We start from the raw sequence: 21,606 nt of genomic DNA, 5'->3' as shown, positions 1-21,606 counted from the left end.
ACCTCCTAGTTTATTACCATACGAATGCAAGGACTTCTCCACCTACATTTTCTTGTCTTGCTACTCTATCAGTAACAATACCTTTTGAAGTAGATACTATAGCTATTCCTAATCCAGAAAGTACTCTTGGTAATTCATCTACCTGTGCGTACACTCTTCTTCCTGGTTTAGAAATTCTTTTTAGTCCTTTTATTACTCTATCTTTTCCGTCATATTTTAAATATATTCTTATATTTTTCTTATTATCATCAGTTATAACTTTATAGTTAGTTACATATCCTTCTTCTTTTAGTATTTCTGCTAATTTAAACTTTAAGTTAGAATAAGGAATATCAACTTTCTCATGCATTACTGCATTAGCATTTCTGATTCTTGTCAACATATCTGCGATTGGATCTGTTAAAAACATTTACTCTAATCCTCCTTCCATATTACTAATGGCATCTTTCTACCAAGATGATTTTTTTATCCCAGGAATTAATCCTGCACCTGCTAGTTGTCTAAACTTAACTCTAGATATTCCAAATTCTCTCATGAATCCTCTTGGTCTACCGTCAAGTTGACATCTATTTCTTTTTCTAACTGCTGAAGAGTTAGCTGGAAGCTTATTTAATTCAAACATAGCTTCAGAATCTCCTTCAAGCACTCTTTTCTTTAATTCAGCTCTTTTAGCTGCATATTTATCACAAAGTTCAGCTCTTTTGGCATCTCTAGCGATCATTGACTTTTTAGCCATTCTTTACTCCTCCTTAACTAATTACTTTTTAAAAGGCATTCCGAAAGCCTTAAGTAAAGCTCTTCCTTCTTTATCAGTCTTAGCAGAAGATACTAATGTGATAGACATTCCTTGTAGTTTATCTACTTTATCGAAATCTATTTCAGGAAATACTAATTGATCTCTTAAACCAATTGAATAATTTCCTCTTCCATCAAAAGCTTTAGCTGAAACTCCTTCAAAGTCTCTAACTCTTGGAAGAACCACATTTACTAATCTATCAAGAAAGTCATACATTCTTTCCTTTCTTAAAGTAACTTTTGCTCCGATTGCTTGGTGTTCTCTTAATTTAAATCCAGCTTCTGATTTTTTAGCTCTTCTTTCTAGTGGTTTTTGTCCAGTAATAATTGCTAAATCTTTCATTGCTGCGTCCATTAATTTAGTATTTTGAGTAGCTTCTCCAACTCCCATATTAACTATAATTTTTTCCATAGATGGACATTCCATTATATTTGTTAATTCTAATTCTTTCATTAAATTTTCTCTGATTACTTCATCAAATAATTTATGATATCTAGAAACATATTTAGACACTTATGTTATCCTCCCTTCTTATAGAACTTCCCCAGACACTTTAGAGTATCTAACTTTTTTCCCGTTCTCTAATTTATATCCAACTCTTGTTGGTTTTCCAGCTTTTTCATCATAAAGCATTACTTTACATGAGAAAATTGCTGCTGGTTTAGTTACAACTCCACCTTGTGGGTTTGTTTGTGATGGTTTTAAGTTCTTAGTAACTACATTAATTCCTTCTACAACTATCTTTCCTTTTTTAGGAAATACTTTTAATACTTTTCCAGTTTTACCTTTATCTTTACCAGAGATAACACATACTGTATCTCCTGTTTTCACGTGTAAAGAATTTGGTACAAATTTAATTTTAGGTTTAGCCACTTCGTTAGCCTCCTCTCTATATTACTTCTGGAGCAAGAGATACTATTTTCATAAAGCCTTTAGCTCTTAATTCTCTTGCAACAGGCCCAAAAATTCTTGTTCCCTTAGGTTCGTTGTTAGCATTCATAACAACTCCTGCATTATCATCAAATTTTATATATGATCCGTCTTCTCTTCTTGTTTCTTTTCTAGTTCTTACAATGACAGCTTTAACGATGTCACCTTTTTTAACGCTACCACCAGGTATTGCTTCCTTTACTGATGCTACAACTATGTCACCAATTCTTCCGAATCTTTTCTTAGTTCCGCCAAGTACTCTGATTACCATAATCTTTTTTGCACCTGAGTTGTCTGCAACATTAAGGATAGTTTGTTGTTGTACCATTAAAATATCCTCCTTCCAAATTTATATATTGGATTTTATTTAGCTCTTTCTAAAACCTCAACCAATCTCCATCTTTTATCTCTAGATAAAGGTCTAGTTTCCATAATTCTAACTTTATCACCAACTTGAGCTACATTATTTTCATCATGAGCTTTTAACTTGGTAGTTTTTTTAACTCTCTTTTTATAAAGTGGGTGTAAATCCATAGTAGCTATTGCAACAACTACAGTTTTCTCCATTTTATTAGAAACAACTATTCCTTCTCTTACTTTTCTATCGTTTCTCAAGGTTTGACCTCCTATTCTTAAGAATCTTTATATCTAAAATATTATCTTTCGTTTAATATTGTATTCATTCTTGCAATTTCTCTTCTAACTTCTCTAATTTTAGCAGTGTTAGTTAATTGTCCTAATGAAAGTTGAAATTTTAGATTGAATAATTCTTCTTTAAGTTCTTTGCACTTAACAACTAAGTCTTCACTAGACATTTCTCTTATATCCTTAGCTTTCATTATTTATCACCGCCATTTTCTCTTTTAACTATTTTACATCTAATTGGTAGCTTCATAGCTGCTTTTCTTAGCGCTGCTTTTGCTAATTCATCAGTTACTTCAGCAACCTCAAACATTATTTTTCCAGGCTTAACAACTGAAACCCATCCGTCTACAGCTCCTTTACCTTTACCCATTCTAACACCAGCTGGTCTAGAAGTTATTGGTTTGTCAGGGAATATTCTTATGAATGTCTTTCCTGATCTTTGGAATGTTCTGTTGATTCCTACTCTACACGCTTCTATTTGTCTGTTTGTTATCCAAGCAGGCTCTAAAGCTTGTAATCCATAGTCACCAAATGCTACAGTAGTTCCTCTATTAGCTGAACCTTTCATTCTTCCTCTAAACATTTTTTTATGTTTTGTTCTTTTAGGCATTAACATGATTATTTATCCCCTCCTTCCTTTTTAGTTGGAAGTACTTCACCGTTAAATATCCATACCTTAATTCCTAATGCTCCATAAGTAGTATGTGCTGTTGCTGTTGCATAATCTATGTCTGCTCTTAATGTATGTAAAGGCACTTTACCTTCAACCATCCACTCAGATCTAGCAATTTCAGCTCCGTTTAGTCTTCCAGAAATCATAACTTTGATTCCTTTTGCTCCTGATCTCATAGCTCTCATTATAGCTTGATTAGCTGCTCTTTTATACGCAATTCTTCTTTCAATTCCTCCAGCTATATTTTCTGCTACTAAGACAGCATTTTTATTGAAGTTTTTCACCTCTAAAACTTTAACTAATGCTTTTTTACCAGTTAAAGCTTCTAATTTAGCTTTTATTGATTCTATTTCAGAACCTTTTCTACCTATTACTATTCCAGCTTTAGCAGCATTGATTATCACTACAACATGTGAAGGTGATGTTCTTTCTATGCTTACTTTTGCTATTCCAGCATGGTAATAATTTTTCTTAATGAACTCTCTGATCTTTACATCTTCATGGAAGTACTTAATGTATTCCTTTTTGTCTGCATACCAGTTAGAGTCCCAAGTTCTTGTTATTCCAAGTCTTAATCCTCTAGGGTCTACTTTTTGTCCCACAGTTTTAACCTCCTACTTTTCAGATACTCCAACTATAATATGAGCTGTTGGTTTTCTAATTATATCAGCTCTTCCCATTGCTCTTGGGCTAATTCTTTTAAGAGCTGGTCCATCGTTTATTATCATTGTAGATATAACCAATTTTTCATCATCTAATTTAGCATTATTTGTTGCATTTGCTATAGCTGATGTTAAAGTTTTCTTTATTATTCTAGCTGCTTTTTTATTTGTATATTCTAATATATCAAGTGCCTCTAGTGCTGATTTTCCTCTCACTAAGTCAGCTACTAATCTAGCTTTTCTTGGAGACATTCTCACGAATCTAGTACTTGCTTTTACTTCCACTAGTTTCTCCTCCTTTTTTATATTAATATCGTTTAAACATTTTAATTATTACTTTCCTCCGACTCTTGTATGTCCGTGGTAAGTTCTAGTAGGTGCAAATTCACCTAATTTATTTCCAACCATTTGTTCTGTTACATAAACTGGTATATGTTTTTTACCATTATAAACTCCAAATGTTAACCCTATGAAGCTAGGGAATATTGTTGATCTTCTTGACCAAGTTTTTATAACAGTTTTTAAATTTCCACTTGCTTTTACTTCTTCAGCCTTTTTCATTAAGTGATGATCACAAAAAGGCCCTTTTCTAAGCGATCTTGCCATAACCTATGTCCTCCTCTCTCGAAATTACTTGTCGTTTCTTCTTCTTACAATAAACTTATCAGATGATTTTTTACCTCTTGTTTTAATACCAAGTGCTGGTTTACCCCAAGGAGTTAATGGAGATTTTCTACCTACAGTAGCTTTACCTTCTCCTCCACCATGAGGGTGATCACAAGGGTTCATTGCAGAACCTCTAACATGAGGTCTTCTTCCCATATGTCTATTTCTTCCTGCTTTTCCGATTGATACTAGGCTATGCTCAGAGTTTCCTACCTCTCCAATAGTTGCCATACATTCACCATGTACTAATCTAAGTTCTCCAGACGGTAACTCAACATGGCAATATGTTCCTTCTTTAGCAACTAGTCTAGCTGCAGTCCCTGCAGATCTTACTAATTGTCCACCTCTTCCAACTTGAAGTTCAACATTATGAATTTGAGCTCCTACTGGCATATCTTTTAATTTTAATGCATTTCCTGGTTTGATTTCAGCTTTTGATCCGCTTAATACAACGTCTCCAGCTTTTAATCCTTTAGGTGCTAATATATAAGCTTTAGCTCCATCAGCATAATGTAATAATGCGATGTTTGCAGTTCTGTTTGGATCATATTCTATTGATGCAACAGTTGCAGGTACATCTAATTTATTTCTTTTAAAATCGATTATTCTGTATAATCTTTTATGACCTTTTTGTCTATTTCTTGCTGTTCTGTGACCGTAATTATCTCTACCATAAGCAGAGTTTAAAGGTACAGTTAAAGACTTTTCAGGTCTTGCTTTACTTAGTCCTTCTACAACAAGTCTTGACATGTGTCTTGTTCCATCACTTGTTGGTTTCATTACTTTTATAGCCATTCTTAATCCTCCGATATCTAATATAGACCTATAACTATCTTTAAATCCTTTATTACATTTCTTTAAAATATGAAATAGTTCCTGAAGCTAATTCAACAATTGCTTTTTTCTTAGCTTGAGTTTTATATAATTTCATACCATGTCTTTTTGTTACAGGTTTAACGTTTAATGTAGAAACATTTGCTACTTTTACATCAAATATTTCTTCTACCGCTTTTTTTATTTCTATTTTATTTGCTTTTCTATTTACTTCAAAAGTATATTTGTTATGCTCTCTTCTAAGAAGCTCAGTTTTCTCAGTAATTAGAGGCTTTCTTATAATTTCATAAGCTGTCATTATCCAAGCACCTCCTCAATTGTTGCTAATGCTTCTTTAGTAATGATAACTTTATTTTGTTTTAGTAACCAGTAAATTCCTAACTCGCTTGGTTGAAATACTACTGCATTTTCTAAATTTCTTGCAGATAAGAATAAATTAAAATCATTCTGTTCTGTTAAGTCATCAACTACAAACATTTGTTTTGTTGTAGCTCCTAAAGCTTTTGTTAATTCAATTATAGTTTTTGTTTTTGGAGCTTCTATAACGCCATCTAAAACAACGATATCTCCATTTGCACATTTAGCTGATAATGCTGATTTAAGAGCTAACACTCTAGCTTTTTTATTTACTTTTTTCTCATAACTTCTAGGTGTTGGTCCAAAAACAACTCCTCCACCAACCATATGTGGTGCTCTTATTGTTCCTTGTCTAGCTCTACCAGTTCCTTTTTGTTTAAAAGGTTTTCTTCCTCCACCTTTTACTGCGGATCTGTTCTTAGTATTTGCACTTCCTTGTCTAGCTGCTGCTAATTCTGCTGTAAGTACTTCATGAAGTACTATTTTATTTGGTTCAATTCCAAATATAGTATCATTTACTTCAACAGTTCCAGTTTGTGCTCCTGCTAAGTTATATATGCTTAAAACTGCCATTTCTTTCCTCCTTTCACTTCTACTAACCTATTTTTTTATAGCTGGTCTTAATACAACGTATCCATTTTTAGGTCCAGGTACTGCACCTTTTACTAAGATTACATTGTTTTCAACATCTAATTTAACTACTTTTAAGTTTTGAACTGTAACAGTAGCATTTCCATATTGTCCAGCCATTCTTAACCCTTTTAAAACTTTTCCAGGCCAAGAAGATTGTCCTATTGAACCTCCAAGTCTATGGTTTCTAGAAACACCGTGAGTTGCTCTATTTCCACCAAAGTTATGTCTTTTCATAACACCTGCAGTTCCTTTACCTTTTGATGTTCCTGTAATGTCTAAATATTCAACACCTTCTAAAACATCTGCTTTTATTTCTTGTCCAAGTTCATATCCTTCAACTGTTTCAACTTTTAATTCTCTTACGAATCTTAATGGTTTTACTCCAGCTTTATTGAATATTCCCATCATTGGTTTAGTAGAATTTTTTTCTTTTTTCTCATCAAAACCTAATTGTAATGCTACATATCCTTCTGTCTCAACTTCTTTCTTTTGTAAAACATAGTTTGGACCAGCTTCTACAACAGTTACTGGAACAAATTTCCCGTCTTCAAAGATTTGAGTCATTCCAATTTTTTTTCCTAAAATTCCTGACATTTCTTTTTACCTCCATCAAATAATATATCGGTTGACAACTTGACCTCGTGGTTCCACGAGTTTGCTTTAAAAAAAGCGTCAACTTGTATTATTCTGTAAGGATAATTTGATTCAACCTATATTTAATTTCAAATTACCCGAGAATCAGCCATTATACTTTGCCTCAAATTACGCTTGTTTAATCTCGATTCCAACTCCAGCTGGTAAATTTACAGCTGTTAATGATGATATAGTTTTTTGAGTAGAATTTTTTATTTCTACCATTCTTCTGTGAACTCTCATCTCAAATTGCTCTCTTGAATCTTTATTTACATGTACTGATCTTAATACAGTGTATTTTTTTATTCTTGTAGGTAGTGGCATTGGCCCTGCTATCTCAGCTCCTGACTTTTGTGCTACCTCCGCTATTTTTTTAGCTGATTGATCTAATAACATGTGATCATAAGCTTTTAAATAGATTCTTAATTTGCTAGACATCTATACACCTCCTTTAATTTTTTCATTTAAAAGAATTAATATCCTTTGTACACCTGAAAGATTATATCATACTTTATAACAATTTCAAAGGTTTTTTTACATTTTTTTATATTTTTTTTTTCTTCATAAAAACAGTGCTAATAGATACTCTTCTATTAGCACTATTCTATTTTTTATTCTATTTTTTATTCTATTTTTTATTTTCTGCTTTAACTTCTTCTTTTTTAGATGCTGGCTTTTTAGGCGCTGGCTTTTTTCTTACTCCGTGACCACTTTCAAATCTTAAGTTAACAATTGCATTAGTCGGACATTTTAGCTCACATAAACCACAATTTATACACTTTTCAGGATCTATTTTTGCTAAATTATTCTCTATTATAATCGCATCCTTAGGACATGCCTTTGCACACATTCCACAACCAATACATGCTACCTTACAATTTTTCCTAGCATCCACACCTTTGTCCTTAGATGAACATTTTACAGTTACCAATTTTTTTTGAGGTAACATTTCAATAACTCCTTTAGGACAAGTATTCTTACATGCACCACAAGATACACATTTTTCTTCATCTATACTAGCTATTCCATCTACAACCTTTATAGCACCTACTGGACAAACTTTTACACAATCTCCTAATCCTAAACATGCATATGAACATGCTTTTTCTCCATTTGCATAAATATTTGCCGCTGCACAAGTTTGTATTTCTCCTCTGAAATTATATTTAGTATTCGCATTCTTTGTATTTCCCTGACAAAGAACTTTAGCTACTATTTTATCTCCAGTTGAAGCTTCAACTTTCATTCCCATAATTTCTGCTACTTTTTCAGATACTCCAGCACCACCAGGAGCACATAAATTTGGCTTAGCTCCTTTGTTAACTACTGCATCTGCATATCCTCCACAACCAGGGAATCCGCAACCACCACAGTTTGCTCCTGGTAAACATTCTGTTATTTTTGTAACTCTTTCATCTACTTTAACCTCAAATTTTTTAGAGGCAAAAGCTAAGAATAGCCCCATTGCAAGTCCTGTTACACCAAGAATTACCATAGCTATTAAAATTTCACTACCCATTTTGACCTCCAAAAATTATATTTTCATTCCACTAAATCCCATAAATGCAATTGCCAAAAAGCTTGCTGCTAAAAATGCTATTGGAACACCTTTGAAAGGTGCTGGAATATCTGAATATTCCATTCTTTCTCTTATTCCTGCAAGTAATACTAAAGCTAATGTAAAACCAATTGCTGCTCCTGCTCCGTTTACTACTGTTTCTATAAAATTATATCCTTCTTGTATATTTAATATTGCAACCCCTAATACACAACAATTTGTTGTTATTAATGGTAAATAAACCCCTAGAGCATTATATAAATTAGGCGATAATTTTTGAATTGCCATTTCTACAAATTGAACTAAAGAAGCAATGATTAATATAAACATTATTGTTTGTAGATATTCTAAACCAAAAGGTACTAACATATATTGATATATAATCCATGTTATCGCGGATGATAATGAAATTACAAATACAATTGCCATTCCCATCCCAATAGATGATTCTACTTTTTTAGAAACTCCCATATAAGGACAAATCCCTAATACTCTACCAAAAACATAGTTTTGAATAAAGATTGAAGTTATAATTATACTAAATAATTTTCCGAAATCCATTTAACTATGCCTCCTTCTTTTGTTTTAAATAGTTTTGAAAAGCAATAACAAAAGCTATAGTCATAAATCCTCCAGGAGGTAATATGAATATTAATGCTGGTTGCCAGCTAGCTGGGAAAAGAGAAATATTGAATAATGATCCATTTCCTAGAATTTCTCTAATTGATCCTAATATTGTTAAAGCTAATGTAAATCCAAGACCTGACCCTAATCCATCTAATAACGAGTCAAAAACTCCATTTTTAGAAGCAAAACTTTCAGCTCTTCCTAAAACTATACAGTTAACAACTATCAGAGGTATAAACAAACCTAGAACTTTATAAATTCCAGGAGTATATGCTTCCATCATCATTTGAACAACAGTAACTAAAGAGGCTATTACCATAATGAACGCTGGAATTCTTACCTTATCTGGTATAAATTTCTTTACTGATGATATTAAAAAATTCGAACACACTAAAACAGCTGTTGTAGCAAGTCCCATAGACATACCGTTAATTGCAGAAGTTGTTGTTCCTAGTGTTGGACATAACCCTAGTAATAAAACAAATACTGGATTTTCTTTTACTAATCCATTTATAACTATACTTAATCTATTTTTAGCCATTATTTATTCACCCCCGCATATGCTGATAATGCTTTCTGAATACCTGCGTAAACACAGCTTGGAGAAATAGTTGCTCCTGCAAAAGCATCTACTGACTTATCGAAAGTACAAGTTTTATCTTTTCCTATCCAATGATTTTCCCATTCAAGTCCTGTAATTTTAGCTCCTAATCCAGGTGTTTCTTGATGGTTCATTATTCTTAGCCCTGTAATTTTTCCTTCTAAATCTACTCCTAAAGAAAAATTAATATTTCCTCCATATCCACCTTGATCCACTACTACTACATAACCAACTATATTTTCTGAAGAATCTACTCCTGGTATAAATTTTAATCCTTCATTTTCTTTTGCTAATGATTCATCAAATTTTATTGCCTTTGGAAGAACTTCTTTTCTAGCTGCATTCGCAGTTGCTATTTTATTCTTTTCAATTACTCCCTTAGTCATAGAATTAACTCCAGCTAAACAACCTGCAGAGATCGCTGCTATAATTAATAAAACAGATCCAAAACGTATAAATCTATTTTCCACTAGCTTTCACCTCCCCAAATTTCTTAGGTGTTGTATATCTATTTATTAAAGGTGTTACACCGTTCATTATTAATATTGAAAACGCTGTCCCTTCTGGATATCCACCTTTCATTCTTATAACTGAAATTAAAAATCCTATCCCTAGAGCAAAAATTATTTTTCCTTTAGGAGTTACTGGACTAGTTACCATATCAGTTGCCATGAAGAATGCTCCTAATAGCAATCCTCCTGAAAGAATTTGAGCTAAAGGATTTTCTGCACCTAGTAAATAAGTACATACAAATACTGTTGCTATTATTATTGTTGGCATTTTCCAATCAATTTGTTTTTTATATATTAAATATAATCCCCCTATTAGCAAGGCTAATGCTGATGTTTCTCCTAAACATCCACCCATATTTCCAATTAAACTTTGAATATATATATTTCCTTTACCTATTAAAACATCTCCTAAAGGTAAGCTTCTTTTCATAGCGTCTAACATTGTTGGTCCTGCCATTCCATCCAAAGAGAATGTTGTTATTGCTACTGGCCATGAAGCCTGAATAAATGCTCTTCCAACTAAAGCTGGATTAAAAATATTTTGTCCCAATCCTCCGAACAGCATTTTTCCTAAAGCTATTGAAACAATTGCTCCAATTATTACAAATTGAATTGGCATATCTACAGGTATTACAAATGCAAATAAAAGCCCTGTTATAATAGCACTCCCATCATGTAATGTACAATCTTTATTTCTTATCTTATTAAATACTAACTCTGTCAACATACAGAATATAACTGAAACAGCTGTTACTATTACAGCTTTTAATTTAAAAACATATATAGCCATTAACAAAGCTGGAACTAATGCTATAATAACATCACGCATTACTTTGTCTACTGTTTCTGAAGTTCTTATGTGAGGTGATGGCCCCATATTATATACTTTTGACACTTTTTCTCTCCTCCTATCTGCTAATTATTTTTTCATTGATCTTAATTTAGCTTTTCCTATTTTTATAGCCTCAGTTAATGGTCTATTTGCTGGACATATATATGCACAAGAACCGCATTCAATACAATCCATTAAATTATATTGCCCCATATTATCCCATTCTTCTTTTATTGCTAATCTCCCATACATAAATGGTACTAAATTCATAGGACATACATCTACACATTTACCACAACTAATACATGCTTGAGGTTTACAGTAGTTAGTCTCTTCATCAGTCAATGCTAATAATCCACCTGTTCCTTTAATAACAGGAACATCTTCTGTAAATTGTGCCATACCCATCATAGGTCCACCCATTACAAGTTTATCTACTTTTTCTCTATCTACTCCACATTTTTCTAGTAACTCAGAAAAAGGAGTTCCTATAACTACTCTTAAATTTTTAGGTTCCTTTATTGCTTTTCCTGAAACAGTTACTATTTTTTCAATTAAAGGCTGTCCTAATACAATTCCTCTATATATTGCTGCTGCAGTTCCTGTGTTTTGAACAACTACTCCTACAGCTGCTGGTAATTTTCCAGACGGAACCTCTCTATTTAGAGCTGCCTTTATCAATTGTTTTTCTCCTCCTTGAGGATACTTTGTGTGAAGAGGTAATACTTCTATTCCTGTTCCTTCACAAACTTTTTTCATACTAGCTATTGCTTCTGGTTTATTTTCTTCTATTCCTATAATTGCAGAATCTATACCTAATATTTTTTTAATAATCTTAATACCTTCTACTATTGCCTTTGGATCTTCCAACATAAGTCTGTTGTCTGAATTTAAATAAGGCTCACATTCAGCTCCATTTAATAATAATGTATCAATCTTACAATCTTTTGGTGGGTTTAGCTTAATATGAGTTGGAAAACTAGCTCCACCAATACCAACAATTCCTTTTTCTCTAATAAGCTTTAATAATTCTTCAGTTGATGCCTCTTTCCAATTTTCAATTTTCTCAAGTTCACACCATTCATCTTTACCATCGTTTTCAATTACAACAGTATTAGCCTGTCCCATTAAAGGAAAAACACGCTTTTCGATTTTTTTTACAACTCCACTAACTGGTGCATGAATAGTTGTAGACATAAATGCCTTCGAGTCAGCTATTTTCTGACCTTTTAAAACTCTTTCTCCAATTTTCACTATTGGATCTAATGGAGCTCCTATATGCTGCTGCATTGGTACGTATACCATTTTAGGTGACACCATATCCTCAGTTACTAATTTTGCCGTTTGAGCTTTGTTATCAGGCGGATGTACTCCACCCTTGAATCCAAAAAACTTCATACAAATCTCCTTCCTTAAACTTATATAAAATTTATTAATTAATATAATAAATAATCCCCTCTAGAGTTTACCACACTTATAATTTTTTAACAATATTTTTTTGAGCATTTTGAGTATTATTTAATCACTTTTTGTTAGTTTTCTGCAATACTTTATCTTTTTTTTCACCTTTTGCTAACAATAAAGTCATTTCAGAAACATTTTCAATTATAATTCCCAAGTCTTTTTCTTCTTCTATTGAAAACCGACCTATTACATGTTCTATAATCTTATCATCAGTTTTTGCTCCACCTATACCGACTTTAATTCTTGTAAATTTATCTCCTAAAAAAGATATAATTGATTTTATTCCGTTATGTCCACCAGCACTACCTTTTTCTCTTATTCTTATTTTTCCAAAATCCATAGACATATCATCATAAATTACTATCACATCTTTTTCAATATCCAACTTATAAAAATTAACAAGTTCAACTATCGATTCCCCACTTAAGTTCATATACGTTTGTGGTTTTAATAAAAATAATTTTTCATTATTATAACTAGTTTCTATTAATAATCCTTTAAATTTCTCTTTGAAATTATTAAGATTTAATTTTCTAGAAATTTCATCAACCACCATAAAACCTATATTATGCCTTGTCTTTTCATACTTTTTACCTGGATTTCCCAATCCAATTATTAATTTCATTTCTTTCTCCTAGCTTCTTTAACAATGAGGACAATAATATTTTGCTAATCCTCCCAATGAAGTTTCCCTATATTCTTTTTTCATATCTTTTCCTGTTTCTTTCATTGTAATTACCACATCATCAAAAGAAACAGAATGAATTCCATCGGTATATATAGCATAATTAGCTGTATCTAAAGCTCTGGCTGCTGCTGATGCATTTCTTTCTATACATGGAATTTGCACATAACCTCCAACAGGATCGCAAGTTAATCCTAAACTATGCTCCAAAGCCATCTCTGAAGCATACTCTATTTGTTCTTTTGTTCCTCCCATTATAAAGGTTGCCATTCCTGCTGCCATAGCACATGCTGTTCCTACTTCAGCTTGACATCCTGCTTCAGCTCCAGATATACTAGCATTTTCTTTAACTATATTTCCTATAAGACCCGCTATAGCTAACGCTTTTACTATTTCATCATCAGATAATTCAAAAGTTCCTACTAAAGTATATAAAGTACCTGGAATAACTCCTGCCGCTCCACAAGTAGGAGCTGTTACAACTCTTCCTCCTGCAGCATTTTCTTCTGAAACAGCTAAAGTATGAGCAAATAGTTTTCCTCTAAAAGCTCTTACTTTCCCTTCTGTTCTGGCTTTTTTATAAAATACTGCTGCTCTTCTCTTTAACCCGATACTTCCAGGAAGAACTCCTTCTTTAATTATTCCTCTTTCTACAGCTTCTTTCATTGCTTGCCATATATCTAATAGAAATAATTTTATATTTTTATCTTCATATTGGAACACATATTCCCACAATTCCTTTTTATTAGATTCACACCACTCTAATATATCATCCATTTTTTTTAAAGGATAAACAGTTGACCTTGAATTTCTTTCTTGTCCTTCTTCTATAATAGTTCCTCCACCAACTGAAAAAACTAACCAATTTTTTATTTCATCCCCATTTTTATCATACGCAAAAAATTTCATTGCATTAGGATGAAAAGGATGAATAAATTCAGGCTTCCAAATAATCTCAGTTTTTTCTTTACCTAAAGTTTTCTCAACTATCCAGTCTGTTAAATGTCCTTTTCCAGTAAGGGCTAATGAACCGTAGAGCTCCACCTTGTATTTTTCTGCATTACTAACCTCTTTTTTAAATTTTCTTGCAGCTCTTTCTGGTCCCATAGTATGCGAACTAGAAGGTCCATTTCCAATTTTGAATAACTCTTTTAACGAATCCATTTTACCCCTCCTTACTTTTTATTTATTTTCTTATCTCTCCTTTAAATTTTTTCTCAATTAACGATAAAACTTTCTCTTGAACTTTTAATATTTCTTCTTCTGATAAAGTTCCTTCTTTTTTTCTTAATATTATTCCTATAGCAACTGATTTCTTCCCTTTTTCTATATGTTCGCCTTTATAAATGTCGAATAGATTAACACTTTCTATATAAGATGAACTTTTTTCAATCGCTGTTATCATTTCTCCTACTAATATATTTTCCTCTAAAACAATTGCTAAATCTCTACTTACTTCCGGATATTTAACTACTTTTTCATATTTACTTTTCTTTTTCATATATCTTTCTAATAAAGATAAATTAATTTCAGCAATATAAGCTCTTTCTCTTTCTATTTCTAATTTTTCAGATACTTTTGGATGTATCTCTCCAAAAGTTCCTACTAAAACTTTTCCTATTTTAATATCTGCAGCTCTTCCAGGATGATAATTTTTATTATCCGTCCTTTCAACTTTATAATTCTTAACTCCAACTTGTTTCATAAACTCTTCTACATATCCTTTTAATGTATAGAAGTCGTATGATTCTGGTTTTGAATTCCAAAGATCTCTTTCTTCTCTTCCTGAAATTCCAATGGCCATGTGAACTTCTTCTTTAGCCAATAGATCTTCTGTCTTTTCAAAAACTTTAGATACTTCAAATATTTTTATTGAATTTTGATTCCTATTTAAATTTTCTTTTATATTAGATAAAATACTATAAGCTAAAAATGGTCTCATCATAGACATTGTTTCAACTATTGGATTTAATATCATTAATTCATTTTTATTTATTTCAAAAATATTATTAACTTCCTTTGGAATAAAACTATAGTTTATAACTTCTTGTAATCCTATTTTAGCCAACATTTCTTTAGTTTCATCCATTAAAGAAATTGTTTGATCTTTCTTACCTGCAGTTATATCTTCTATTGGCATTTTATTTTCAATATTTTCAAATCCATACATACGTATAACTTCTTCATATAAATCTGCAGGTCTCGATAAATCTTGTCTATATAAAGGAGGAACAACTACTACCGCACCTTCCCCTAAAGAAGTTTTAACTTCTAAACCTAAGTTTGTTAAAATTTTAATTCCGTCTTGAGCTTCTATCTCTTTCCCCATAAACTTCTTCAATTTATTCATGTCTAAAGGAATTTCTTTTCTTGTTGCCTTTTCTAAATAACAATCTTTTGCTTTTCCTATAATTTTTGCTCCTGCAAGCTCTTCAATTAAATATGTTGCTCTTTCTAAAACTTCTTCTATATTATCAATATCTAAGCCTCTTTCAAATCTATACGAAGCATCCGTAAATATTCCTAATTTTTTAGAATTTTTTCTAATATCATCTGGTTCAAAATAAGCTACTTCTAAAAATAAATCTGTAGTCTCTTCCTTTATACAAGTATTAGCTCCTCCTATAACTCCTGCTAAACCAATTGGCTTTTGAGCATCAGCTATAACTAATTCTCCATTTAATTCAACTTCCTGATCCATTAAAGTTACTAATTTTTCTCCTTCTTTACCTTTTCTTACTATTATATTATTCCCCTCTAACTTACTTAAATCATAAGTATGTATTGGTTGGTTATATTCAAACATTACAAAATTTGTAATATCTACTATATTATTAACTGGATTTAATCCCATTGAAGTTATTCTTTTCTTTAACCACTCTGGAGATTCTTTTACCTTAATTCCTCTAATTACTCTTCCTGCATACCTTTTACATCTTTCTTTATCTTCTATATCAATCTTTATATTATTTTCAATATCATCTAAAGATTCAAATACTTCTGCATGAGGATACTTTACTTTTCTTCCATAATAAGCTGCTATCTCTCTTGCTATTCCTATATGAGATAAGCAATCTGGTCTATTTGGAGTTATTTCTAATTCAAAAACAACATCATTTAATCCCGCATATTGTCTATATTCCTCACCTATTGGAGCATTCTCTGGTAATATTATTATTCCTGAAGAGTCTTTTCCTAAGCCCAGCTCTTCATCTGAACAACACATTCCTTGTGATTCTATTCCTCTTATTTTACTTTTCTTTATTTTAAAATTTCCTGGTAAAACTGCACCAATTTTTGCAATTACAACTTTATCTCCTAATTTATGATTAGAAGCTCCACAAATTATTTGAAGATTTTCTTCCTCTCCAACATCAACTTTTAATAAAGATAATTTATCTGCTTCAGGATGCCTACCATATTCAACTATGTGGCCTATCACAACATTATCCAAATCTTCACCTTGTATATTTATCGCTTCCACTTCTTGACCTATCATCGTTAAAGCATTTTCTAACTCATTTATATTTTCTTTTATATCTACATATTGTTTAAGCCATTCTAACGAAATTAACATTACCTATCCACTCTCCTACTTAAATTGTTTTAAAAATCTCATATCATTTTCAAAGAATGCTCTTAAATCATCTATTCCATGTCTAAGCATAGTTATTCTTTCTATACCCATTCCAAATGCAAACCCTGAAACTTCTTCTGGATTATATCCAACTCCTTCTAATACTGAAGGGTCTACCATCCCACAGCCCATAATTTCTAGCCAACCACTACCTTTACAAACTCTACATCCTTTTCCTTTACAAATAACACATTCTACATCCATTTCTGCGCTTGGCTCTGTAAACGGAAAAAAATGAGGTCTAAACCTAACTTTTGTTTCTCCGAAAACTTTATTTACAAATTCTGTTAAGATTGCTTTTAAGTTAGCAAAAGAAATATCTTTTCCCACCATTAGTCCCTCCATTTGATGAAACATTGGAGTGTGAGAAACATCATAATCTGGTCTATATACTTTCCCAACACAAACCATTCTAAAAGGTGGCTTTTTTTCTAACATATATCTTATCTGAACTGGAGATGTTTGAGTTCTTAAAACAACATCTTTAGATATATAAAAAGTATCTGTTAAATCTCTTGATGGATGCGTTTTTGGAATATTTAAAGCATCAAAATTATATGAAACCAATTCAACTTCTGGTCCATCTGCAACATCGAATCCCATTTCCATAGATATTTTTTTTAAAAAATTAGCTGTTTCTGTTAAAGGATGAATACTTCCTGCTTCAACTTTTTTACCAGATAAAGTTATATCTATTACCTCTTCTTTTAATTTTTTTTCTGTTAGCATTTCCATAATTTCAACTTTTTTAGTTTCAATTAAAGTTGTTATTTCTTGTCTTACTATATTTAAAGCTTGACCTATAACTGGTTTCTCTTCCTTTGTTAAATTCTTCATTCCTTTAGAAATTTCTGTTAACTGTCCTTTTTTACCTAAATATTTAACTCTAAAATTTTCTAATTCCTGAAGCTCTTTCAAATTAAAAATTTCTTCTTTTGCTTGTTTACTAAGCAAAGATAACTTTTCTTTCATTCTTTCCTCCCACATAAGACTAACCTAAATTTTTATGTTTAATTTTTATTTGTTTATTATTTTCTATTTCAATTAATCCATATTCCCCTAAAATAAGAGCTCCTGGATTAAACAATATTTTATTTTCTAATCGTTCTAGATATTTAGCATGAGTATGTCCAAAAAGAACAATATCTGCATATTTTAGCTTAGCAGATATTGATTTATAATTTCTTTTAACTTGATATATATGCCCATGAGTTAAAAATATTTTAACTCCTTTTATTTCAATATTTTTTTCATCATCAGACTTAAAATCATCATAATCACAATTTCCTCTAACTATATAGAACTTGATATCTTGAAATATACTTTCTATTTCATAAGCATCTTTTGTTAAATCTCCTAAAAAAAGTACAATTTCCGGAGATTCTTTAATACAAGCATTATAAAAATTTTGAAAATTTCCATGACTGTCTGACATAACTAATATTTTCATAATTATTCTATCCTTTAAGCTATAAATAAAGTAGTTTCTACTGATTCCATAATTTTTATTCCTATTTTTTTAGTAATCTTTTCAAACAAATAAGAATTACTTAAGTTTCCCATTACTAATATATCCGCTTTGTTACATTCTTTTATAAATTCTTCTATATTCTCTTTTTCAAATTGTTTAGAAGTTAGTTTTAATCCCTTGTTTAGAATAAATGTTTCTAAATAATTTTCTTCTTCATCAGAAGAAGTTTCCTTCAACTTTAAAGACCTTACTTCCTTTATATCAAATATATTTGAAAATCTTTGAAAACTTTTATTAACTTTAGTTCCATCATCATTAGCTATAGATATTTTATCTAGTTTTAAAGGTTTATCCCTAACAACTATAATTGGTTTGAAAAATCTTTTCATTAAAACTATTAAATCTTCTGTAAATTTTTCTTCTTTTTCTATAAGAAGCATATCTGATTTTTTTAGTTCCTGTATAACTATTTCAGGAGTTATTCCATATTTTATTTCTAAATCTTTTTCAATTCTATTTTTTTTTAACAAATCTTGAATTTTTAAAATTTCTTTATCCTCATATTCTGTCCATTCTTTGTTTACCCCTGCTATCATTGGTTCTAACATTATTCCATCAATAGCATTGGGCAAAAATTCTTTTTTTCTAACATCCCTCACATGAATCGGTCTTATTTCAACCCCTAAGTTATCTCTTAAATATAGCGCACTTTTAATAAGATTTTCCCTATTATAACCATTTCCTAATACCAAAAGAACATTCTTATTCATAAAATCCCCTCCATATGTAGCTTCATTAGTAATTAGTTTTCATCTTCTTCATTATCAAAAACTTTAAACAAATCCTCAGATTTTTTTAAATCTTTTTCTTCTTGTGAAACTTTTTTAATTTCTTTACCTTCCATTTCTTCTTCTTGTAACATTTTTTCTTCATCTTTTTCATTCTTAACTTTTGCTATAGCAACTAATTTTTCATCTTCAGAAGTCCTAATTATTTTAACTCCCATTGCTGTTCTTCCATAAATAGAAACTGAATCTACTGGAGTTCTTAAAACAACTCCCATCGATGTTATCGCCATTAATTCTTCTTCCATCCTTACTGGCTTAACTTCTACTATATTTCCTGTCTTTTCATTACATTTTAAATTAATAACTCCTTTTCCCGCTCTTCCTTGAAGAGGATATTCATTAATTCTTGTTCTTTTCCCGTATCCATTTTCTGTAACTGTTAAAATATTTTCTTCTTCGATATCTTTTATTAATAAAGCAGATACAACGTGATCTTCTTCTCTTAACGTAATTCCCTTAACCCCAGTTGTATTTCTTTTTAAACTTCTGATTTCACCTGTAGAAACTCTTATTGCATAACCTTTTTTAGTTGCAATAAATAATTGATCTTCTAAATCAGTAACAACGCCAACATAAATTAAGTCATCTTCTTCTCTTAATTTTACTGCAATTATTCCAGAACTATTTATATTCTTAAATTCCATTAAATTTGTCTTCTTAACAGTTCCATCTTTAGTAACAAATATAATTTCTTGTTTATCTGTAAATTCTTTTATTTTGATTGTAAATCTAACTTTCTCATCTTCTTGAAGTTTAATAATATTTTCTATTAACTTTCCTCTTGATTGTCTTGAAGTTTCCGGAATTTCATAAGCCTTGATATTAAATACTCTTCCCTTATCTGTAAACAACATCATAGAATCCAAGTTCGACATGATATCCATATCTTGAACAAAGTCGTCTTCAACTGTGTTTTGAGTTGAAACTCCTTTTCCCCCACGTTTTTGAGATTTATATGTATTTAATCCTATTCTCTTAACATATCCTCTATTTGTAATGGTTATCAATACTTTCTCATCCTTAATTAAATCTTCTATATTAATTTCTGATTTTTCGTCTTGAATAGTTGTTCTTCTCTCATCATTATATTTTTCTTTTAATTCTTCTAACTCTTCTCTTATAATTTCATATATTTTGTCATCATCAGATAATATTAATTTATATTCTTTTATTTTCTTTTCTAGTTCTATAAATTCATTTTCTATTTTTTCTCTTTCTAAACCAGTCAATCTTTGAAGTTTCATATCCATAATAGCTTTTGCTTGTATTTCTGAAAAAGCATATTTTTCTATTAATAATTCTTTAGCACTGCTTCCATCTGCAGAAGCTCTAATAAGTTCTATTATTCTATCTATATTTTCTAGAGCAATTCTAAATCCTTGTAATATATGATCTCTTTTTTCTGCTTTTTCTAAATTAAATTTTACTCTTCTTGTAATAACTTCAAATCTGTGTTTTAAATATTCACTTAGAACCTCTTTTAAAGTTAACACTCTAGGAACATTATTTACTAACGCCAGCATAATAACTCCAAATGTATTTTGAAGTTCTGTATATTTATATAATTTATTTAATACTATTTCTGGTTCTTCATTTCTTTTTAATTCTATAACTATTCTTATTCCATCTCTATCAGATTCATCTCTTAAGTCAGCTATTCCTAATATCTTTTTTTCTCTAACTAATCTAGCTATTTTTTCAATAAGATTTGATTTATTTACTTGAAAAGGAATTTCTTTAATAATTATTGACGCTTTTGGAGATTTTCCTGTTCCTTCTTCTATCTCTACTCTTCCTCTTACTCTAACTCTTCCTCTACCTGTCGTATATGCATCTACAATACCTTTTTTCCCATTAATTATTGCTCCTGTTGGAAAATCTGGCCCAGGAATATAGTCCATCAACTCTAAAGAGGTTATTTCCCTGTTCTCTATTAGAGCCAATATCCCATCAATCAATTCTCCTAAATTATGAGGAGGAATATTAGTCGCCATTCCGACTGCTATTCCTGTAGCTCCATTTAATAATAAATTTGGTAATTTTGCTGGTAAAACTACCGGCTCATCTAAGGAATCATCAAAGTTTTTTCTATAATCAACTGTATTTTTATCGATATCTTCTAATAATTCACTAGTTATTTTAGACATTTTAGCTTCTGTATATCTCATTGCAGCTGCTGAATCACCATCAATTGATCCAAAATTTCCATGTCCATTAATTAATTCGTATCTATAGTTAAAACTTTGAGCCATTCTAACCATTGTTCCATAAACCGCACTATCTCCATGAGGATGATACTTACCTAGTACTTCCCCAACGATTCTTGCTGATTTTTTATAAGCTTTTTCATAAGTCATTCCCATTTCGTTCATGGCAAATAAAATTCTTCTATGAACTGGTTTCATCCCATCTCTGACATCAGGTAAAGCTCTACTAACTATTACACTCATCGAATAATCTAAATATGATTCCTTCATTTCTTCTTCGACATATCTATTTATTATGTTAGACATTATATTTTTCTCCTCTCCACATACAATTA

29 protein-coding genes are annotated in these 21,606 nt (G+C 30.9%); all 29 read right to left on the bottom strand.

Annotation, left to right across the window (positions count from 1 at the left end):
- Positions 1 to 13: 13 nt before the first annotated feature.
- The 29 genes from rpsH to gyrA all read right to left on the bottom strand — a co-directional run bounded on the left by rpsH (position 14) and on the right by gyrA (position 21,577).
- Positions 14 to 409: a 30S ribosomal protein S8 gene (gene rpsH / locus Q7K47_10445; GenBank protein MDP0507609.1), complete on the bottom strand. Its 396-nt coding sequence runs from the start codon at positions 407 to 409 to the stop codon at positions 14 to 16.
- A 39-nt stretch (positions 410 to 448) separates the two neighbouring features.
- Positions 449 to 736, bottom strand: a complete 288-nt coding sequence (rpsN, locus tag Q7K47_10440; GenBank protein MDP0507608.1) for a 30S ribosomal protein S14 — start codon at positions 734 to 736, stop codon at positions 449 to 451.
- Positions 737 to 757: 21 nt separating this feature from the next.
- Positions 758 to 1,309 (bottom strand): 50S ribosomal protein L5, encoded by a 552-nt coding sequence (rplE, locus tag Q7K47_10435; GenBank protein MDP0507607.1) that lies wholly within the window; start codon positions 1,307 to 1,309, stop codon positions 758 to 760.
- Positions 1,310 to 1,327: 18 nt separating this feature from the next.
- Positions 1,328 to 1,669, bottom strand: coding sequence for a 50S ribosomal protein L24 (gene rplX, locus Q7K47_10430; protein ID MDP0507606.1), 342 nt, complete (start codon positions 1,667 to 1,669; stop codon positions 1,328 to 1,330).
- A gap of 16 nt (positions 1,670 to 1,685) precedes the next feature.
- Positions 1,686 to 2,054, bottom strand: a complete 369-nt coding sequence (gene rplN, locus Q7K47_10425; GenBank protein MDP0507605.1) for a 50S ribosomal protein L14 — start codon at positions 2,052 to 2,054, stop codon at positions 1,686 to 1,688.
- 35 nt (positions 2,055 to 2,089) lie between these two features.
- Positions 2,090 to 2,341, bottom strand: coding sequence for a 30S ribosomal protein S17 (rpsQ, locus tag Q7K47_10420; GenBank protein ID MDP0507604.1), 252 nt, complete (start codon positions 2,339 to 2,341; stop codon positions 2,090 to 2,092).
- Positions 2,342 to 2,382: 41 nt separating this feature from the next.
- Positions 2,383 to 2,565: a 50S ribosomal protein L29 gene (rpmC, locus tag Q7K47_10415; protein MDP0507603.1), complete on the bottom strand. Its 183-nt coding sequence runs from the start codon at positions 2,563 to 2,565 to the stop codon at positions 2,383 to 2,385.
- A complete protein-coding gene (gene rplP / locus Q7K47_10410; GenBank protein ID MDP0507602.1) occupies positions 2,565 to 2,987 on the bottom strand; it encodes a 50S ribosomal protein L16 in 423 nt (140 codons plus the stop codon). Before rplP ends, rpmC begins: the two co-directional genes overlap by 1 nt.
- Before the next feature lie 2 nt (positions 2,988 to 2,989).
- The gene (gene rpsC / locus Q7K47_10405) at positions 2,990 to 3,646 is read right to left on the bottom strand and encodes a 30S ribosomal protein S3 (GenBank protein ID MDP0507601.1); all 657 of its coding nucleotides are present in this window, start codon (positions 3,644 to 3,646) and stop codon (positions 2,990 to 2,992) included.
- 12 nt (positions 3,647 to 3,658) lie between these two features.
- On the bottom strand, positions 3,659 to 3,991 hold the full coding sequence (gene rplV, locus Q7K47_10400; protein ID MDP0507600.1) for a 50S ribosomal protein L22: 333 nt from the start codon (positions 3,989 to 3,991) through the stop codon (positions 3,659 to 3,661).
- Between the two features lie 48 nt (positions 3,992 to 4,039).
- The gene (gene rpsS / locus Q7K47_10395) at positions 4,040 to 4,312 is read right to left on the bottom strand and encodes a 30S ribosomal protein S19 (protein MDP0507599.1); all 273 of its coding nucleotides are present in this window, start codon (positions 4,310 to 4,312) and stop codon (positions 4,040 to 4,042) included.
- A 24-nt stretch (positions 4,313 to 4,336) separates the two neighbouring features.
- Positions 4,337 to 5,167, bottom strand: coding sequence for a 50S ribosomal protein L2 (gene rplB, locus Q7K47_10390; GenBank protein ID MDP0507598.1), 831 nt, complete (start codon positions 5,165 to 5,167; stop codon positions 4,337 to 4,339).
- Positions 5,168 to 5,219: 52 nt separating this feature from the next.
- Positions 5,220 to 5,504, bottom strand: coding sequence for a 50S ribosomal protein L23 (rplW, locus tag Q7K47_10385; protein MDP0507597.1), 285 nt, complete (start codon positions 5,502 to 5,504; stop codon positions 5,220 to 5,222).
- Positions 5,504 to 6,136, bottom strand: coding sequence for a 50S ribosomal protein L4 (rplD, locus tag Q7K47_10380; GenBank protein ID MDP0507596.1), 633 nt, complete (start codon positions 6,134 to 6,136; stop codon positions 5,504 to 5,506). The genes rplW and rplD overlap by 1 nt, the downstream gene beginning before the upstream one ends.
- A gap of 27 nt (positions 6,137 to 6,163) precedes the next feature.
- Positions 6,164 to 6,790 (bottom strand): 50S ribosomal protein L3, encoded by a 627-nt coding sequence (gene rplC / locus Q7K47_10375; protein ID MDP0507595.1) that lies wholly within the window; start codon positions 6,788 to 6,790, stop codon positions 6,164 to 6,166.
- A 168-nt stretch (positions 6,791 to 6,958) separates the two neighbouring features.
- Positions 6,959 to 7,267 carry a 30S ribosomal protein S10 gene (gene rpsJ, locus Q7K47_10370; GenBank protein MDP0507594.1) on the bottom strand — a complete coding sequence of 103 codons (309 nt, stop codon included), beginning with the start codon at positions 7,265 to 7,267 and terminating at the stop codon, positions 6,959 to 6,961.
- Positions 7,268 to 7,457: 190 nt separating this feature from the next.
- On the bottom strand, positions 7,458 to 8,348 hold the full coding sequence (locus tag Q7K47_10365; protein ID MDP0507593.1) for an RnfABCDGE type electron transport complex subunit B: 891 nt from the start codon (positions 8,346 to 8,348) through the stop codon (positions 7,458 to 7,460).
- A gap of 15 nt (positions 8,349 to 8,363) precedes the next feature.
- Positions 8,364 to 8,948 carry an electron transport complex subunit RsxA gene (rsxA, locus tag Q7K47_10360; GenBank protein ID MDP0507592.1) on the bottom strand — a complete coding sequence of 195 codons (585 nt, stop codon included), beginning with the start codon at positions 8,946 to 8,948 and terminating at the stop codon, positions 8,364 to 8,366.
- Positions 8,949 to 8,952: 4 nt separating this feature from the next.
- Entirely contained in the window at positions 8,953 to 9,555 is a 603-nt protein-coding gene (locus Q7K47_10355; GenBank protein MDP0507591.1) for an electron transport complex subunit E, read from the bottom strand.
- Positions 9,555 to 10,085, bottom strand: a complete 531-nt coding sequence (locus Q7K47_10350; GenBank protein MDP0507590.1) for an RnfABCDGE type electron transport complex subunit G — start codon at positions 10,083 to 10,085, stop codon at positions 9,555 to 9,557. Before Q7K47_10350 ends, Q7K47_10355 begins: the two co-directional genes overlap by 1 nt.
- On the bottom strand, positions 10,075 to 11,004 hold the full coding sequence (locus Q7K47_10345; GenBank protein MDP0507589.1) for an RnfABCDGE type electron transport complex subunit D: 930 nt from the start codon (positions 11,002 to 11,004) through the stop codon (positions 10,075 to 10,077). Before Q7K47_10345 ends, Q7K47_10350 begins: the two co-directional genes overlap by 11 nt.
- Before the next feature lie 42 nt (positions 11,005 to 11,046).
- Positions 11,047 to 12,357, bottom strand: a complete 1,311-nt coding sequence (gene rsxC / locus Q7K47_10340) for an electron transport complex subunit RsxC (protein MDP0507588.1) — start codon at positions 12,355 to 12,357, stop codon at positions 11,047 to 11,049.
- A gap of 124 nt (positions 12,358 to 12,481) precedes the next feature.
- Positions 12,482 to 13,048: an aminoacyl-tRNA hydrolase gene (pth, locus tag Q7K47_10335; protein MDP0507587.1), complete on the bottom strand. Its 567-nt coding sequence runs from the start codon at positions 13,046 to 13,048 to the stop codon at positions 12,482 to 12,484.
- A gap of 18 nt (positions 13,049 to 13,066) precedes the next feature.
- Positions 13,067 to 14,272: an L-serine ammonia-lyase gene (locus Q7K47_10330; protein MDP0507586.1), complete on the bottom strand. Its 1,206-nt coding sequence runs from the start codon at positions 14,270 to 14,272 to the stop codon at positions 13,067 to 13,069.
- Between the two features lie 22 nt (positions 14,273 to 14,294).
- Positions 14,295 to 16,685, bottom strand: a complete 2,391-nt coding sequence (gene pheT, locus Q7K47_10325) for a phenylalanine--tRNA ligase subunit beta (protein MDP0507585.1) — start codon at positions 16,683 to 16,685, stop codon at positions 14,295 to 14,297.
- A 15-nt stretch (positions 16,686 to 16,700) separates the two neighbouring features.
- Positions 16,701 to 17,717: a phenylalanine--tRNA ligase subunit alpha gene (gene pheS / locus Q7K47_10320; protein ID MDP0507584.1), complete on the bottom strand. Its 1,017-nt coding sequence runs from the start codon at positions 17,715 to 17,717 to the stop codon at positions 16,701 to 16,703.
- A 19-nt stretch (positions 17,718 to 17,736) separates the two neighbouring features.
- Complete coding sequence (locus tag Q7K47_10315) at positions 17,737 to 18,195, bottom strand: YfcE family phosphodiesterase (GenBank protein ID MDP0507583.1); 459 nt, start codon at positions 18,193 to 18,195, stop codon at positions 17,737 to 17,739.
- Between the two features lie 14 nt (positions 18,196 to 18,209).
- Positions 18,210 to 18,986, bottom strand: a complete 777-nt coding sequence (locus tag Q7K47_10310; protein ID MDP0507582.1) for a hypothetical protein — start codon at positions 18,984 to 18,986, stop codon at positions 18,210 to 18,212.
- A gap of 32 nt (positions 18,987 to 19,018) precedes the next feature.
- Positions 19,019 to 21,577, bottom strand: a complete 2,559-nt coding sequence (gyrA, locus tag Q7K47_10305; GenBank protein MDP0507581.1) for a DNA gyrase subunit A — start codon at positions 21,575 to 21,577, stop codon at positions 19,019 to 19,021.
- Positions 21,578 to 21,606: the final 29 nt, after the last annotated feature.

Source organism: Fusobacterium sp. JB019 (assembly GCA_030673965.1).
Taxonomy (GTDB): domain Bacteria; phylum Fusobacteriota; class Fusobacteriia; order Fusobacteriales; family Fusobacteriaceae; genus Fusobacterium_B.
This window is presented reverse-complemented; position numbering and strand designations above follow the sequence as displayed.